This is a genomic window from Sagittula marina (assembly GCF_014196795.1).
Classification (GTDB): Bacteria; Pseudomonadota; Alphaproteobacteria; order Rhodobacterales; family Rhodobacteraceae; genus Sagittula; species Sagittula marina.
Map to the genome: position 1 here is coordinate 79384 of NZ_JACIEJ010000004.1, position 16543 is coordinate 95926.

A 16543-nucleotide genomic window follows, 5' to 3' on the forward strand; every position below is an offset into this window, starting at 1 on the left:
CGCAGGGTCTGTCAGGTTCAGCCCCGAAACACGCCACAGGATTGCGATACATGAACATCACAGCCGTGCTTTGCGTCCGCAACGAAGCGGCCTTTTTGCTGGATTGGATGGCGCATCATCTGGCCTGTGGCGTCACGCATGTGGTGGCCCTGTCCAACGCCTGTGACGATGGCGCAGATGCGATGCTGGATCGGCTGGCCGAGCTGGGACACGTGACCCACATCCGCAACGATGGCCCCTATGGCAAAGGAGGCATCCAGTTCACCGGGCTGAAGCTGGCCGACACATGCAGCGCCGTGCGGGAGGCTGACTGGCTTTTGTCGCTGGACATCGACGAATTCGTGAACGTCCACGTGGGCGAGCGTACCCTGCCCGGCCTCATCGCCGCCCTGCCCGACGCGGATGCCATAACGCTCACGTGGCGGTTGTTTGGCAATGCGGGCGTGGTGCGGTTCGAGGACACTCCGATCCCTGAACAATTCACCCGCGCCGCGCCCGAGATCATGCACTGGCCATGGCGCGCGGCGATGTTCAAAACGCTCTACCGCAATGATGGTACCTACCGAAAGCTTGGCGTGCATCGGCCGCGCAACCCCGATCCCGACCGGGTAAATCAGGCGCGGTGGGTGGATGGCTGCGGCAACGCGCTGGATGCACAGTTCCGCACCCGCCGGATCTTTTCCAACTATGGGCGGCCCATGTACGCCATGGCGCAACTGAACCACTACCCGCTCGGCGCGATGGAAAGCTATGTGCTCAAGGCCGACCGGGGCCGCGCGGTGCATGCGGATCAATCGCTTGGAATGGATTACTGGGTGGAGCGGAACTGGTGTGACGCCGAAGACCGTTCCGTGCTTGATCTGCCGGGGGTGGCGGAGCATCGAGCAGGGTTTGCCGCTGATCCAGTGCTGGACCTGTTGCACACGCAGGCCGTCGCATGGCGCAAGGCGCGGTTCGAGGCGCTTTTGGCGCAGGAGCCCATGCGCGCGCTTTTTGCCCGGCTCCTGATGACGCCCCCGGCGCGCCCCGTCCCTCTGGACGCCGCGCGGTTTCTGGCCCGGCACGCCACGATGGCCCGGCAAGGCGACGACACGGACTGAGGGCGACCGCCGTATCGTCCTGCGCAGATCACGTGCACCAAATATCGGCCGCGCGGTGTTGCATTCGCGCCGCACTCCCTGCATCCGCGCGCTCTACGACCAAGCGACGGCTTTCCCCGTGTGCGCGGCCCGGCTAGTCAGGCGCTGCTTCGGTCCGGACACTTTCCGGATAATAGGGAATGCGGTGCGGGCAATCTGGCCCAATGCCGTGACTGCCCCCGCAACTGTAAGTGGCGAGTGAAGCCGGAAGAAACCACTGCGTCAGGCGTTGCCTGCGCGGGAAGGACCGGCCAAGCTGCGACCCACAAGTCAGGAGACCTGCCGAAGAGATCACCCAGCCAGACGCGGGGCGCGTCAGGAGCTACGGTCCCATTCCGTTGAGGTGACGTTTCGTCGGGCCCGTCGGATCTGTCTGTCGGGCACCAGATCTGACCCGTGGTCCCTGACCGGATCACCAAGACGGAGTGTCCGTGTATGACCCACGCACGCATCCTTTGCACCACCGCGCTTTGTGCGCTGGCCTCGACCGCACACGCGCAAGCCTATGACCTTGGCACGCTGGTTCTGTCGGGCAGCCTGTCGCCGGTTCCGGCAGAACAGACCGCCTCCACGGTGGAGATCATCGAAGAAGACGCGCTGTCCGTGGCTGCCGACACCCCGCTTTTGCAGACCCTGTCGCGCCAGCCCGGCCTGTCCTATTCATCCAACGGCGGGCTTGGCACCACGACCAACCTGCGCGTGCGGGGGCTGGACGTGCGCTATACCGCCGTGCGCTTTGACGGCATCGACATGTCCGACCCGTCCAGTGCGCAGACGTCCTTCAACTTTGGGCGCCTGTCCGGCACGGCCGTGTCGCGGGTCGAGGTGCTCAAGGGCGCGCAATCGGCGCTTTATGGCTCCGAAGCGATTGGCGGCGTTATCAACCTTGAAAGCTGGAAGCCCACGCGTGACGGTGCCTCCGCCGAGGTCGCGCTTGAGGCCGGCAGCTACGAGACATTCATCGGGTCTGCTTCCACCGGGTATAAATCCGCACGTGGCGAGATCGGCCTGACCTTTGGCCGCACCGCGACGGAGGGGTTCTCCACCCGTCCGGGCAACGATGAGGACGATGGGTTCTGGCAGGATGAGGTCGTGGCCTCGGCCCGCTACGACGCGACAGAGGCCGTCGAAGTGGGCTTCACCGCCTTCTGGCGCGACAGCGAGCTGGACATCGACCGCAGCAACACCAACCCCGATGGTCAGAATTTCACGATCGAGCGCGGCGCGCGCGTGTTCGCCGAAGGTAACAACGGCGGCCCGCTGACGGCGCTGCTGGCCTTCAGCCGCTATTCCATCGAGCGCGATGACCCGACCGGCTTCACCACGTTTTTCGACGGTATGCGCGATGAGGCGGAGTTCAAGCTGGGCTACGACGCCGGTGGCGCGATCACCGCGGACTTTGGCCTGACCGGCACCGTGGAAACTGCGGAGACCTCAGGCTTCGATGAGGAAGACGAGGTGAACAGCGCGGCGTTCGGCGAAGTGCGCTGGCAGATGAACGATGCGGCAACACTGTCGTTCGCCTTGCGTCACGATGACAATTCCGACTTTGGCGGGCAGACCACCGGGCGTCTGGCCATGACCTACGGCATTGCCCCCGACCTGATCCTGCGCGCCGTCGCGGGCACGGGCTATCGCGCGCCCTCCCTGTTCGAGCGCTACAGCTCTTACGGCAACCCCGATCTTGACCCCGAGAACAGCCGCACCGCCGAGATCGGTATCGAAAAGCGCTACGGTCAGGACACCTTTGTGAAGGCGACCCTGTTCTACACCGAGATCGACGACCGCATTGACTATGATTTCGGGACCTCGACCTACAATCAGGTTTCCGGCACCACCGTATCCGAGGGGCTGGAACTGTCGGGGGCCTATGCGCTCAATGATGCTGTGACCTTTGCCGGAGCCTACACCTATACCAACGCCGAAACCGATGGCGTCGCGGCACAGCGTGTGCCGCGCTACGATCTGGTTCTGGGTGTAGAAGCAGATCTGTCCCCGCGCCTGCGTGGCAGTGCCGAGGTGCAGCGTCTGGCCGACATCGAGGCGTCGGAATTTGCCCCGGCGGATCACAAGGTCGGTGATTACACGCTGGTCAATCTTGGCCTCAGCTACGACGTGATGGACGACAGCGAACTGTACATTCGGGTCGAAAACGCGCTGGACGAGGATTACGAAACCGCTGGCGGCTACAACACCTCGGGTCGGGCTGTCTATGTCGGTATCAAGACCTCCTTCTGAGCACATCCCGTCGCGGGTCCGGGGGATGCTCCGGGCCTGCGCCGGGCCTTTTGTCATCGCGGCCACGGTCGCGGTGGCTTTGCCTGCCATGTCGCAGGACATGCCGGAGCGCCCCGAAAGGGTCGTCTCCGTCAACCTGTGCACCGATCAGCTTGCCATGATGCTGGCGGCGGAGGGGCAGTTGATTTCCGTCTCTGACGTGGCGCTGGACCCGCAGGTCTCTGCCATGACCGAAGAGGCGCAGAAGTACCGCATCAACTATGCGCTGGCCGAGGATATCTATCTCATGCAGCCCGATCTGGTGATCGCGGGCAGCTATTCGGCGCAGGCGACCCTGGATATGCTGGAACGGCTAGGCATTCCCGTGGCGCGCTTTGCACCGGCCTATTCGCTCGCGGAGGTGCGCGATCGCATGGCGCAGATGGGCGACCTTCTGGGACAGCAAGAGGCTGCGGACGCCATGATCGCCGATTTCGACGCGCGGCTGGCTGCCCTGCGCGCAGAGGTCGATGAACGTCCCACCGCCGCGCTGTATTATGCCAACGGTTACACCTCCGGTGACAAGACCCTGTCGGGCGAAATCCTCGCCGCCGCCGGGTTCGAGAACATCGCAGGCACGTTGGGCTTTCCCTCCTTCGGGCGTATCCCGCTGGAGGTTCTGGCGCTGGCACAGCCGGACGCGCTGGTCACGTCCCGCCCCTACCCCGGTGCGTCGCGGTCGGAGGCGATCCTCGACCATCCCGTGGTCGAAGCCTTGCGCGAGGGGCGCGCGGATGCGAGCTTCTCCGACAAGGATTGGGTCTGCGGCACGCCCTATGTGCTGCGCGCGATCGAAAGCCTGCGCCCCCTGCGCAACGCCCTGACCAAGGAGCCCTGATGGCACGTCCTGCGCTATGGCTATCGTTGCTGACGGTCGGCCTGTTTGTGATCGCGTTGACTCTTGGCCCGGCGCAGATCGGGCCGTTTGAAAGCCTTGGCGCGCTGATCGTCGACGATTCCAGCCCGCTGACCATGGTCATGCGTGAAATTCGTCTACCGCGCGCGATCCTTGCGGTGCTGGTGGGCGCGAGCCTTGGGCTGTCGGGCGCTGCGATGCAAGGCTACCTGCGCAACCCGCTGGCCGAGCCGGGGCTGATCGGCGTATCGGGCGCTGCGGCTTTGGGGGCCGTGCTGGCGATCCAGACGGGTGTGGCGGCGACGGTCACCTTGGGCCTGCCGCTGATGGCGCTGGCCGGGGCGCTGATCGGGGTGCTGCTGATCCTCGCACTGGCCGGGCCGCGCGGGTCATCGCTGACGCTGATCCTTGCCGGGATTGCGATTTCGGCGCTCAGCGGGGCGCTGACCTCGTTGGTGCTGAACCTCTCGCCCAATCCCTTTGCGGCGTCAGAGATCATGTTCTGGATGATGGGCTCGCTTGCGGACCGGTCGATGACCCACGTGTGGATCGCCCTGCCCTTCGTGCTGGTCGGGGGCGGCGTGCTGCTGTCGCTGGGTCGTGGCCTCGACGCGCTGACACTGGGCGAAGACGCGGCCAGCGCCATGGGCATCCGCCTGACCCGCCTGCGCTTGGTGCTGGTGTTGGGCACGGCATGCGTGATCGGAGCGACCACGGCCGTGGCGGGGGCCATCGGCTTTGTCGGGCTGGTGGTTCCCCATATCCTGCGCCCGCTGGTCGGCGCGCGTCCCTCGCGGCTGCTATGGGCCTCGGCGCTGGGTGGGGCTGTGATGGTTCTGGCCGCTGATATCGCCGTTCGTCTGATCCTGCCAGAGCGCGACCTGAAGCTAGGCGTTGTCACCGCGCTGGTGGGTGCACCGCTGTTTTTGCACCTGATCTACAAGACGCGGAGCCAGTTGGGATGAGCCTTTTGCGTGTCGAGCACCTGAGCGTCACCCTGCGCAATCGGCCCGTCTTGCGCGATGTCAGCTTTGACGTGGAAGAAGGCGAATGCGTCGGGCTAATCGGCCCCAATGGCGCAGGCAAGAGCACCCTAATGCGCGCGGCGCTTGGGTTGGTCGCGCACGAGGGGCAGAGCTCCATCGCCGTGATGCGCGACGCCGATCGCGCCCGTGCCGCCGCGTGGATGCCGCAGATGCGCGAGATCGCCTGGCCCGTGACAGTGGACACGCTGGTGATGCTGGGCCGTATTCCGCATATGGCGGGCGGCCAGAAACCCGGCGCCGAGGACCATGCCCGCGTGGATGCGGCCATTGCTGCGACGGGGTTGGAAGCCTTTCGCCAGCGCACCGCGACCCGGCTGTCAGGCGGCGAACAGGCGCGCGTTCTGATCGCCCGCGCCCTGGCCCAGGACACGCCGCTGATCGTGGCGGACGAACCGGTGGCCGGACTGGACCCGGCGCATCAGATTTCCACGATGGAGACCTTCGCCAAGCTGGCCCGTGACGGACGCAGCGTCATCGTCTCGCTGCATGATCTTGGGCTGGCGGCACGTCATTGCACGCGCCTGATTATCCTGTCCGAAGGGCGCATTGCTGCTGATGGCGCGCCAGCAGATGTGCTGACGCTGGACAGCCTGCGCGATGTGTTCGGGATCACCGCCTATTTCCGCGACACTGACCAAGGTCCGGTGTTTCAGCCGCTCTCGGTGATCTGATGACGGACCGGGTGACGCTGGATCGTCCCTGGCTGACGCTGGACCTTGGCCAGCCCATGCAGGTGCTGAGCTGGGCGCTGAACCGTCCGGGCTTTGTCATCGCGGATCGCATCGTCTGGCGCGAAGTGCGCAATGCCGACCTTCCCGAGGATCTGGATGTGGCGGTCTGGTTCGACGACGCCTTGCAGGCGCGCGGCGTGGCCGACAGCGTGGCGTTTCTGACCTCGCGCGACATTCGCCGCTTTTGCACTGCCGAGGCGCAGGTTGGCGATACACATGTCTTTTGCCTTGCCACCGTAGGGCTGTCGAATGCAGAGCGGATCGGCCAGCGCCTGCCCTACCACGCGCCGCCCACCGGGACGATCAACGTGGCAGTGCAGATATCCACCGGGCTGACGCAGGCCGCGATGCTGGAGGCCATGAGCCTTGCCGTTCAGGCCCGCACCGCAGCCATCATGGATGCCGAGATTCGCATTGGTCCGGACAGGCTGCCCGCCACCGGCACCGGAACCGATTGCGTCGCCGTCGCCGCGCCGGAGGGGTCGACCTGCTTTGCCGGGTTGCACACCGCGTTGGGAGAAGCCGTTGGCCGCGCCGTCTACGACGCCGTGTCCCGCGGCGCGCGCGATTGGAAGGCCGAGCCGCGTCCCGGCCAGTAAGCACACAGAAACTCCCCCTCTTCGCCACACTCTTGCCATTGAGCGACGACATTGTTTCCCTGTAGGCGTGAGAAGCGTCGGAAATTTCCATTTCGGCCACAGGTTTGGCCACAGCATTGAGCCAAAGGATTTGGCATGTCAGCACAGAACGGCTTTTCCCCCGATTTCAGCGCGCTTGGCCGCGGCGAATGGTTGTCAGCCCTGCGCACGTTGGGGCAGGAACACGGCTTTGCGGAACCGCTGGGCAAACGACACGCCGGTATCTTCATCGAGGATGGCGACACGCTGCTGGTGTCGTTTGAAACCATGTCGGGCATCGAGGCATTGTCGCAAACCCGCACGCCGCTGGGCTTTGACATGGTGCGCACAAAAGGCTGGTCCTCGCTCTCGCTGCTGAGCCACGGCGACACTTGGTTCCGCGATCCGCGTGTCTATGAGTTCTTTGACCAACTGCTCGATGACGACTTTTTCGACGAATTCGAACAGGTGGTGTTTTACGGTGCCGGCCCGTGCGGCTACGCAGCGGCGGCCTTTTCCGTGGCCGCTCCCGGTGCCCGCGTGCTGTTGCTGCAACCGCAGGCCACGCTCGATCCGCGCGTGACCGAATGGGATGACCGGTTCACAGACATGCGGCGCCTGGATTTCACCTCGCGCTATGGCTATGCGCCTGACATGCTGGACGCCGCCGATGCAGCCTACGTCCTGTACGATCCGCGCGAGAGATTGGACGCCATGCACGCGGCTTTGTTCACACGATCGAATGTGACCAAGCATAGAATGTCTTTGTTTGGCAACGCCTTGCAGACCGATGTTCGCATGATGGACGTGATGCCAAGACTGTTGGAGGACACGGCAGAGGGCAATCTGACCCGGGAACGTTTTGCGGGCTACATGCGCGCACGCCGCAGCTATCTGCCCTATCTGCGCCGGCTTCTTGCGCATACGGACGGTGAAAAACGCGACGCGTTGACCCGTATGCTGTGTCACAATGTGTCATCACGCCTGAACGCACCGAGATTCCGGCGCCGACTGGCCGGGCTTGATGCCGCCGCGTCGGACACCGAAGACGGCGCCACACAACAGGTCGGGTGAGCGCTAGCGCTTGCGGGACAGGACGCTAGCGCGCAGCTCCTGCTGGAAATAGCCAAGGCTGGCAATCAGGGTGAAGAGGAAGACCCGACCGCTTTCGCCCAGCAGGCTGAGGATGGCCGCCGCCGCCATCAGGCACAGCAGCAACGACGCCACGCCACGATCCTGATCGGCGATCATGTGGTCATCGCCCAGCCAGCGATACAGCTGGTCGGTCACCTGCGTTTCGATCTGCCGAGCGCCCCATCCCGCCAGCGCGCCAAGGATGACTGTAAGGATCATCGCCACATTCCCTCTTTCGGTTTCAGACGTTTTAACCCGCATCGTGGCTCTGGTGAAGAACCCGACCTCATGCTAGCTCAATCGCATGACCCAGATCACTTTGCCCCGCCCCGATGACTGGCACCTGCATCTGCGCGATGGCGCAATGCTGCGTGCCGTGACACCCGAGACCGCACGCCATTTTGGACGCGCGATCATCATGCCCAACCTCGTGCCGCCGGTCGTGACCGGCGCGCAGGCCAGCGCCTACCGCGACCGCATCCGCGCCGCCCTGCCCGAGGGCAGCGATTTCACGCCGCTGATGACGCTGTACCTGACGCAGGAAACCGACGCTGCCGACCTCGTGCAGGCGCATAAGGATGGCATCATCACCTCGGTAAAGCTGTATCCGGCAGGTGCGACGACGAATTCTGCGTCTGGCGTGCGCGACTTCGACAAGGTGCGCCCGGTACTGGAGGCGATGGCGGAAAACGGTGTGCCGCTGTGCGTGCATGGCGAGGTCGTGGACCCGGACATCGACATCTTTGACCGCGAGGCTGTGTTCATCGACCGCGTGCTGGACCCGATTCGACGCGCAACGCCCGGCCTGCGCGTCGTGATGGAACACATCACCACCTCTCAAGGCGCGGATTACGCGCGCGAGGGTGGTGACGATCTGGGCGCGACGATCACCACGCATCACCTTGTCATCAACCGCAACGCGCTGCTGGTGGGCGGGATCAAGCCGCATTATTACTGCCTGCCCGTGGCCAAGCGCGAAGAGCATCGGTTGGCCTTGCGCAAGGCTGCGATCTCGGGCGATCCGTCGTTTTTCCTTGGAACCGACTCGGCGCCGCACACCGATCCGCTGAAGGAAAACGCCTGTGGCTGCGCGGGATGCTTCACCGCAACGAACACGCTGTCGATCCTGGCCGAAGTGTTCGAACAGGAAGGCGCGCTGGATCAGCTGTCGGCATTTGCCTCTCGGAATGGACCCCGGTTCTACGGGCTACCGGTCAGCGACCAGACCGTGACCTTGGAAAAGGGCGCGCCCGTTGTCTATCCGGACAAGATCGAAACAGAGGATGGCCCGGTCACCGTGTTCGATCCCATGATGCCGCTGCATTGGCGGGTCCTCTAAGACCTCTGGGGCACCGCCCGACGGTGCCCCGACCGGCCATTGGTCGACTGGAAAAACTCTCCCACATCACCGCGCATTTCGTGACCGACAAATTGATCGCTGTCACGCCAAACGTCTGCGAAGCTGACTGATCCATCACCGCCAGATCCGCCTTCAACGCGCGTTTTCGCCGACGGTCAGCTCCGCATATGGTAAAGATTGCACAGCATTTCACCAAATGTTGCGATGACAGGAGCTCCGACCGCAGGCTTCATTTGATTTTAAGGGGTCTTCAGTTAGCCTGTTCTGGAAGTCGGTCAAGACCGAGGGACAGAAAAAAGGAGCCATCCATGGAAGGCTTGATTGATTTGCTTCTCAGCTTCGTGGAAGATCACAGCGCCTATAACGTCGCGGGCATGGACCACCCGGTGGTGGTCGAGGTCAGCCGACAGGATCTGACGAAGCAGTTTTTCCGCGGCCGCGCCCACATGATGCCCGCCGACGGGGTGGAGGAACGGCTGAACGCGCTGTATGTCGCGGGACGTGACGGGCCTGATGTGATCTTTATCGTTCCTGCCGAAGAGGTTTCGGGCGCGAGCTACTTTGACAACCCGCATGACAATCCGCTCTGGCGTGAGATTTTGCTGCACGAACTGGTACACCACGCCCAAAACCAGCAAGGCGGCGAAACCTGGAGCTGCGTATCCAGGGGAGAGGCTGAGGCCTACGAGATCGGCGGCGTCTATCTGGAAACGCTTGGCCTGCCTGACCCCATGTCCAACCGCAACATCTGGAAAGACCTGTACGAGAGCTGCTGACACCCGAAGTCATGGCAGCAGGCGCCGTTGCAGTTCCGGGTCGGGCATGGCGCAGAGGTCGGTTTTGCCAAAGTGATAGCGGTTGCGCGCGATCCGGGCATACAGCCAATCTTGGGCGCCAATAGGCAAAACCCGCAGCAGCTTCAGCGGCGAAAACCCTCGATGCAGCCGGGGGAAAAGCGCAATCATCGCATCGAGCGAGCCGCGCGCTTCCCCGTTTTCCAGCAAAAGCCAACTGTCCGGATCATCGGGGTTCAAACCGAAGTGACCGAGCAGCCCCTGCCCCAAGGGGGACTGCGCCGTACAAATGCGGATCCGGTCTGCCCGGTCAAGCCGCGCGATGCGCCGCGCCGTGGCCGAACAGATCGCGCAATCGCCATCCATCACCACGACTGTATAGCGATCATCAAAGTCAGGCACCGCCGGATCGGCGCGGTACGAATGGGGCAATCGTGTTTTGGGCCGCATGAGCAGTCTCCTTCCAAGAGACACTATCGCAGCACGGCGCGCGGCACACGCGGCAATTGATCGAAACACGCAGCGGAGACGCGCCTGCGGGCTTCCCCCTCCGGGCAAAACCCGCTAATCGGCGGGCAGCCCAAAGGAGTGCCGCCCATGATCCCCTCGACCTACCCCACCGCCGAAGAAATGGCCCGCCTGACCGCGCGCATGTTGTGGGAGATCGAGGCGGTGAATTTCATGGCAGACGAGCCGTTCAAGCTCGCCTCCGGTCAATTGTCGCCGGTCTATATCGACTGCCGCAAGCTGATCTCCTTCCCGCGCATCCGCTCCACCCTGATGGATTTCCTGACCATTACGGTCATGCGCAACGCCGGGTTCGAGGCGTTTGACAACATCGCCGGTGGCGAGACAGCCGGCATCCCCTTTGCCGCATTGGTGGCGGAACGTATGGCGCTGCCCATGACCTACGTCCGCAAGAAGCCCAAGGGCTACGGTCGCAACGCCCGAATCGAAGGTGCCATGTCCGAGGGCGAGCGCGTTCTGCTGGTCGAGGATCTGACCACCGATGGCGGATCAAAGCTGTCTTTCGTGGACGCCATCCGCGACACGGGGGCGACATGTGGCCATACAGCGGTCATTTTCTATTACGGTATCTTCCCGGAGACGATCAAAACGCTGGGCGATCACGGCGTGCAACTGCACCACCTGTGCACCTGGTGGGAGGTGCTCGCAGAGGCGCCAGCGAAGCATTCCGGCGTTCTGTCCGAGGTCGAGGCGTTCCTCAAGGATCCGCACGCCTGGCGCGCTGCCCGCGCCTGATTGTTGACGTAGCGAAAGCCTTACATTTACGCGCGTCCATTTTTGCAACGGCGTAACCTCGCCGAAAAGCCGGTAGACAGCGAAACCAAATCTTGCGCGGGGATGCGTTTTCCGGGCAAGATAAGGTGTTTCCGACGGTCCACAGAGATATCCCCAGAGATATACATTTTGCCTGACGGCCTTGGCATCTGCTAGGTGGGCCGCCTGGGCGACAGGCCAAACAGCAGCAGAATAATGGGGAAACCATGAACGAGATCGCAGCGATCAATCCGACCGGAGTCCAAGTCGACGCGGCGGAGACCATGCCCCACTCCATCGAGGCTGAGCAGCAGCTTCTGGGTGCCATCCTCACCGACAACGAGATCTTTGACCGGATCGCCACGCTGATCCGTGCAGAGCATTTCTATGACCCGGTTCACCAGCGCATCTTCGAGATTGCCGCGGCACGAATCGCCAAGAACAACCTCGCCTCGCCGGTCACGCTGAAGGCCTTCATGGCCGACGACGAGGGCTTGGCCGAGCTGGGCGGCGCGGCCTATCTGGCGCGACTGGCGGCATCCGCCGTGTCCACCTTTGCGGTGCGCGATTACGCGCAGATGATCTACGATCTGTCGATTCGCCGCGACCTGATCCGTCTGGGACGCGACATTGCCGATCAGGCGGCAAAGGTCGACGTGGCCTCCGAGCCGAGCGAGCAGATCGTCAACGCTGAACAGAAGCTTTACAAGCTGGCGGAACAGGGACAGTCTGAATCGGGTTTCCAATCGTTCCTGCGCGCCGTGACAGAAGCCGTGAACGTGGCCAACGCCGCCTATCAGCGCGATGGCGGCATGGCCGGCATTTCGACCGGGCTGCTCGACATGGACAAGAAGCTCGGGGGGTTGCACCCGTCCGACCTTTTGATCCTCGCGGGACGCCCGTCGATGGGTAAGACCTCGCTGGCAACCAACATCGCCTTCAACGTGGCCAAGGCGTATCGCAAGGGCGCAAAGCCTGATGGATCGCATGGCGCCTTGGAGGGCGGCGTGGTCGGCTTCTTCAGCCTCGAGATGAGCGCGGAACAGTTGGCGGGTCGTATCCTTGCCGAAGCCTCCGAGATTTCGTCCCACAAGATCCGTCAGGGTGACATGGAGGAGGAAGAGTTCCGCCGCTTCGTTCAGGCCGCCAAGGATCTCGAAGCCTGCCCGCTTTACATTGACGACACCCCTGCCCTGCCGATTTCGCAGGTGGCGGCACGGTCGCGTCGCCTGAAGCGGACGCATGGGCTTGACCTGATCATCGTCGACTACCTTCAGCTGTTGCGCGGCACCGCCGACAACCGCGTGCAGGAAATCGCCGAAATCTCCATGGGGTTGAAGGCCATCGCCAAGGAGCTGAATATTCCCGTGATCGCGCTGTCCCAGCTGTCGCGCCAGGTGGAAAGCCGCGAGGATAAACGCCCGCAGTTGTCCGACCTTCGGGAATCTGGCTCGATCGAGCAGGATGCCGACGTGGTGATGTTCGTGTTCCGCGAAGAATATTATGTTGAACGGGAAAAGCCCGGCGAGCACGAGCTGGACAAGATGGTGGACTGGCAGGAACGCATGTCCCGCCTGCACGCCAAGGCCGAGGTCATCATCGGCAAACAGCGTCACGGCCCCATCGGCACGGTCGAGTTGTCGTTCGAAAGCCAGTTCACGCGCTTTGGCAACCTTGTGAAACCCTGGCAGAACGAAGGCTGATCCTGCGCTACACCGCCAGGGCCAGCCCGAGATAAGCGCCAAGCTGGGCCGCGATCTGAATTGCGCCCAGCCCCTCGCGCGTAAAGCCCCCCAGCCGGGCCACAAGCCGCCAGCGCAGGGTCTGGCCCGACGTAACTGCCCCCAGAAACGCCATGGCGGCCGCGCCGAATCCGATGGTCAGCCAAAGCCCCAGAAGCACGAGCAGGGTCGACAACAGCGCCACGCGGTAGCCGTCTTCGGTGATGGTGAACAGCCGCGCCTGCATCCCTTCGGTGCCGACTTTCCACGTTGTCGCCTTTACATGCACGCGCGCCATGCCGCCCAGTGCGGCGCCCGCAATCAGCGCCCCACCCGCGGCGCTGGACGGCAACGTTGCCACAATTGCGGCTGACAATCCCAGACCCAAGGCGAGTGTCATGCCGCCACAGGCATCCAGCCCCGGCAAGCGCATGCGCCGCAATACGTCCTGTGTCCGGCGGCCTGACGTCAGCCCGTCCATTGTGGCCGCCAACCCCTGCCAATTGCCGCCGTCGCCCAGCAATATCAAGGCGATCAAGGCAAGAACCGCAGCAACGATTTGCGCCAGGAACAGCCCTGCCCCCCACAGCACAAGCGCGGCCATCAATCCGCACAACGCCTGCGTCACGGGCCAGAATTGGCGAGACCGGATGTCGAGATCATCGGACGGCAGCAGCCCGCGCGCCGCGGGCAAGCCTGTCGTCGACGCCAACGCGCGGCGGAACAAGTCCGCTTGAAGCGACAGTCTTTGCGTGGTGGCCCGTTTCATGCGCAGTGGTCTCTCGAACGTCATACTTCAATATGGCAGTCAGAGTGCCAATAACCACCTAATGCGACTGCGTTTCCCTCTTGACCCGGCATCAAATCTTGCCAAGACAGGCGCCATGGCCCAGGCAAGACTGACAATCGACCTCGACGCGCTCTGTGACAACTGGCAGAGCCTCAACGCCCTTTCCCAGACCGAGACCGGCGCGGTGGTGAAGGCCAACGCCTATGGTCTGGGTGTCGACCGGGTCGCCCCGGCGCTGGCCAAGGCTGGCGCGCGCACCTTCTTTGTCGCGATCGCCGAAGAAGGGGCAAAGCTGCGCCGCATTCTTGGACCGGACGTGGACATCTGCGTGTTCTCCGGCCACATGCCCGGCGATCTGCCCCTGATCCGCGATGCGCGGCTGGTGCCGATGATCAACTCCATCGACCAGATGCTGATGCATGTGGAGGGGCTGCCCGGCCATCCTTTTGGCATCCAGCTCGACAGCGGCATGAACCGTCTGGGGATGGAGCCCGCCGAATGGTCGGCGCTGCGCGACATTGCCCTGGCGCAAAAGCCGCGTCTGGTGATGAGCCACCTTGCCTGCGCCGATGAGCCGGATCACGCCATGAATCGCCGTCAATTGCAGGCCTTCGTCGCCATGACCGAGGGCATCGACGCGCCGCGTTCGTTGGCGGCCACCGGGGGCGTTCTGCTGGGCGAGGACTACCATTTCGACATGACCCGGCCCGGGATCGGCGTCTATGGCGGCCTGCCGTTCAGCGATGCCAAGCCCGTGGTGTCACTTGATATTCCCGTCATTCAGTCGCGTGACGTCCTGGCCGGGGAAAGCGTCGGATATGGCAACACCTGGGTGGCGGAGCGGCCGACCCGCGTCGCCACCATCGCCGGTGGATACGCCGATGGTATCCTCCGCGCCATGGGACCACGGGCCAGCGTTTGGGCCGGAGAGCACAAGTGCAAGGTGCTTGGCCGCATTTCCATGGACCTGATCGGGGTTGACGTCAGCGCCGTGGATCGCATGCCTGAAACGGTGGAGCTGCTTGGCCAACACCAGGGCATCGACGCGCTGGCCGATTGGGGCGCGACCATCGGGTACGAAATTCTCACCGCGCTCGGCGCGCGTTACGACCGCAGTTATCTCGGCGGGTGAGCGCGGCCATGGCTCTCCTGCAGGCTTTGGGTGCGTTGGGACGTGCCACATTGGCGCTGCTGGCGGCCATTGGACGTGTGACGCTTTTTGCCCTCAGCGCCGTCAGCCACATGGTCCGGCCCCCGTTTTATGGGCGCGAACTGGCTGTGGCGCTGCTGAACATCGGCTGGCTCTCGCTGCCCGTGGTCGGGCTGACGGCTGTGTTCACCGGGGCCGCGCTGGCGTTGCAGATCTATTCAGGCGGCGCGCGGTTCAGCGCCGAGGCGGTGGTGCCGCAGATCGTTGCCATCGGCATGGTGCGCGAACTTGGCCCGGTTCTGGTGGGCCTGATGATCGCGGCGCGCGTGACCTCCAGCATCGCGGCAGAGATCGCCACAATGAAGGTCACCGAGCAAATCGACGCGCTGACCACGCTATCCACCAACCCGATGAAATACCTTGTCGCGCCGCGCGTTCTGGCGGCGCTGATCGTAGTGCCCCTGCTGGTCGCGGTGGGGGATGTGATCGGGGTTTTCGGCGGCTTTGCGGTGGCGACCGGATCGCTGGGGTTCAATCCCGCCTCGTATCTCAAGAACACTGTGGATTTCCTTGAACCGCTGGATGTGTTGTCGAGCCTTGCCAAGGGCTGCGCCTTTGGCGGGATTGCCGCGACGATGGGCTGCTATTTCGGCATGAACTCCGGCCGCGGCGCACAAGGTGTGGGCCGTGCAACCAAAGGATCGGTCGAAGCCGCGGCCATCCTGATCCTTGCGGCGAATTTCGTTCTGACGGGGGTTTTCTTTTCGCTATGAGTGTCGCAGCGCGCCCTCGTTTTCATGTGGATCACTTGGCGATGCCTTGCGCATCCGGGTGGGAGAGATGATAGAACTCTCCAACCTTTCCAAAGCCTTCGGGGCCAACCACGTTCTGCGCGGCGTCAATCTGGAGATCAACAAAGGCACCTCGATGGTGATCATCGGCGGCTCTGGCACCGGGAAATCGGTTCTGCTGAAATGCATTCTGGGGCTGGTGTCGCCGGACGCCGGGACGATCACACTCGACGGACGTGACGTGACGCAACAGGATCGCGATGCCTTTCTCGCCCGGTTCGGCATGTTGTTTCAGGGCGGCGCATTGTTCGACAGCCTGCCCGTCTGGCAGAACGTGGCTTTTCGCCTGCTGCGGGGATCGCTGAAGAGACCCAAGGCCGAGGCCCGCGAGATCGCCATCGAAAAGCTGCGCCGCGTGGGGCTGACGCCGGATGTTGCGGATCGCTTTCCCGCAGAGCTGTCGGGCGGCATGCAAAAACGTGTGGGGCTGGCGCGCGCCATCGCCGCCGAGCCGGAAATCATCTTTTTCGACGAGCCGACCACGGGTTTGGACCCGATCATGGCGGGCGTCATCAACGATCTGATCCGCGAGATCGTGACCGAGATGGGCGCCACGGCCATGACCATCACCCACGACATGAGCTCTGTCCGGGCCATCGCGGACAACGTGGCCATGTTGCACGGCGGCAAGATCCGCTGGACAGGGCCGGTGTCGCAGTTGGACCATTCGGGCGATGCGCATGTGGACCAGTTCATTCATGGCCGCGCCGAAGGACCGATCGAAGCCGTAAGGTGATCCGTTGCCAAGCCGAGGCACTGGTGGCATGACAGCCGCACTGTCGTATCCGGGGGTTCC

Annotated in this window: 17 protein-coding genes and 1 riboswitch; of the genes, 14 read left to right on the forward strand and 3 right to left on the reverse strand. The window is 63.6% G+C overall.

What is annotated here, in order from left to right; genetic code table 11:
- Window positions 1–50: 50 nt before the first annotated feature.
- From GGQ68_RS08825 to GGQ68_RS08855, 7 genes are all read left to right on the forward strand, one after another.
- On the forward strand, window positions 51–1100 hold the full coding sequence (locus GGQ68_RS08825) for a glycosyltransferase family 2 protein (protein WP_183965112.1): 1050 nt from the start codon (window positions 51–53) through the stop codon (window positions 1098–1100).
- A gap of 133 nt (window positions 1101–1233) precedes the next feature.
- Window positions 1234–1440, forward strand: a riboswitch (cobalamin riboswitch).
- A gap of 134 nt (window positions 1441–1574) precedes the next feature.
- On the forward strand, window positions 1575–3377 hold the full coding sequence (locus GGQ68_RS08830) for a TonB-dependent receptor plug domain-containing protein (protein ID WP_183965114.1): 1803 nt from the start codon (window positions 1575–1577) through the stop codon (window positions 3375–3377).
- 25 nt (window positions 3378–3402) lie between these two features.
- Entirely contained in the window at window positions 3403–4254 is an 852-nt protein-coding gene (locus tag GGQ68_RS08835) for an ABC transporter substrate-binding protein (protein WP_183965116.1), read from the forward strand.
- Window positions 4254–5237, forward strand: coding sequence for a FecCD family ABC transporter permease (locus tag GGQ68_RS08840; RefSeq protein ID WP_183965118.1), 984 nt, complete (start codon window positions 4254–4256; stop codon window positions 5235–5237). Before GGQ68_RS08835 ends, GGQ68_RS08840 begins: the two co-directional genes overlap by 1 nt.
- Window positions 5234–5989, forward strand: a complete 756-nt coding sequence (locus GGQ68_RS08845; protein WP_183965120.1) for an ABC transporter ATP-binding protein — start codon at window positions 5234–5236, stop codon at window positions 5987–5989. The genes GGQ68_RS08840 and GGQ68_RS08845 overlap by 4 nt, the downstream gene beginning before the upstream one ends.
- Window positions 5989–6648 carry an adenosylcobinamide amidohydrolase gene (locus tag GGQ68_RS08850; protein ID WP_183965121.1) on the forward strand — a complete coding sequence of 220 codons (660 nt, stop codon included), beginning with the start codon at window positions 5989–5991 and terminating at the stop codon, window positions 6646–6648. The genes GGQ68_RS08845 and GGQ68_RS08850 overlap by 1 nt, the downstream gene beginning before the upstream one ends.
- 135 nt (window positions 6649–6783) lie before the next feature.
- Entirely contained in the window at window positions 6784–7740 is a 957-nt protein-coding gene (locus GGQ68_RS08855; RefSeq protein ID WP_183965123.1) for a phosphoadenosine phosphosulfate reductase, read from the forward strand.
- 3 nt (window positions 7741–7743) lie between these two features.
- On the opposite strand, the gene GGQ68_RS08860 is transcribed toward GGQ68_RS08855, so the two are convergent.
- Window positions 7744–8019 carry a hypothetical protein gene (locus GGQ68_RS08860; RefSeq protein WP_183965125.1) on the reverse strand — a complete coding sequence of 92 codons (276 nt, stop codon included), beginning with the start codon at window positions 8017–8019 and terminating at the stop codon, window positions 7744–7746.
- 85 nt (window positions 8020–8104) lie between these two features.
- Here GGQ68_RS08860 and pyrC point away from each other — a divergent pair, with 85 nt between their 5' ends.
- Complete coding sequence (gene pyrC / locus GGQ68_RS08865; RefSeq protein ID WP_183965127.1) at window positions 8105–9139, forward strand: dihydroorotase; 1035 nt, start codon at window positions 8105–8107, stop codon at window positions 9137–9139.
- Window positions 9140–9468: 329 nt separating this feature from the next.
- Window positions 9469–9936: a DUF6647 family protein gene (locus GGQ68_RS08870; RefSeq protein ID WP_183965129.1), complete on the forward strand. Its 468-nt coding sequence runs from the start codon at window positions 9469–9471 to the stop codon at window positions 9934–9936.
- Between the two features lie 9 nt (window positions 9937–9945).
- Here GGQ68_RS08870 and GGQ68_RS08875 read toward each other — a convergent pair whose 3' ends face one another.
- Window positions 9946–10404 (reverse strand): thiol-disulfide oxidoreductase DCC family protein, encoded by a 459-nt coding sequence (locus tag GGQ68_RS08875; protein ID WP_183965132.1) that lies wholly within the window; start codon window positions 10402–10404, stop codon window positions 9946–9948.
- A gap of 147 nt (window positions 10405–10551) precedes the next feature.
- Between GGQ68_RS08875 and GGQ68_RS08880 the strand changes: the two genes are divergently transcribed.
- Together GGQ68_RS08880 and GGQ68_RS08885 are read left to right on the forward strand one after the other, a co-directional pair.
- Window positions 10552–11217, forward strand: a complete 666-nt coding sequence (locus GGQ68_RS08880) for an orotate phosphoribosyltransferase (RefSeq protein WP_183965133.1) — start codon at window positions 10552–10554, stop codon at window positions 11215–11217.
- A 245-nt stretch (window positions 11218–11462) separates the two neighbouring features.
- Window positions 11463–12938: a replicative DNA helicase gene (locus tag GGQ68_RS08885; RefSeq protein ID WP_183965136.1), complete on the forward strand. Its 1476-nt coding sequence runs from the start codon at window positions 11463–11465 to the stop codon at window positions 12936–12938.
- A 7-nt stretch (window positions 12939–12945) separates the two neighbouring features.
- Here the strand turns inward: GGQ68_RS08885 and GGQ68_RS08890 are convergent, their stop codons facing one another.
- Entirely contained in the window at window positions 12946–13725 is a 780-nt protein-coding gene (locus GGQ68_RS08890; protein WP_183965138.1) for an adenosylcobinamide-GDP ribazoletransferase, read from the reverse strand.
- Between the two features lie 115 nt (window positions 13726–13840).
- Between GGQ68_RS08890 and alr the strand changes: the two genes are divergently transcribed.
- From alr to GGQ68_RS08905, 3 genes are all read left to right on the forward strand, one after another.
- Window positions 13841–14878, forward strand: coding sequence for an alanine racemase (gene alr, locus GGQ68_RS08895; protein ID WP_183965140.1), 1038 nt, complete (start codon window positions 13841–13843; stop codon window positions 14876–14878).
- Window positions 14879–14886: 8 nt separating this feature from the next.
- The gene (locus GGQ68_RS08900) at window positions 14887–15669 is read left to right on the forward strand and encodes an MlaE family ABC transporter permease (protein WP_183965142.1); all 783 of its coding nucleotides are present in this window, start codon (window positions 14887–14889) and stop codon (window positions 15667–15669) included.
- A 67-nt stretch (window positions 15670–15736) separates the two neighbouring features.
- Window positions 15737–16483: an ABC transporter ATP-binding protein gene (locus tag GGQ68_RS08905; protein ID WP_183965151.1), complete on the forward strand. Its 747-nt coding sequence runs from the start codon at window positions 15737–15739 to the stop codon at window positions 16481–16483.
- Window positions 16484–16543 lie beyond the last annotated feature (60 nt).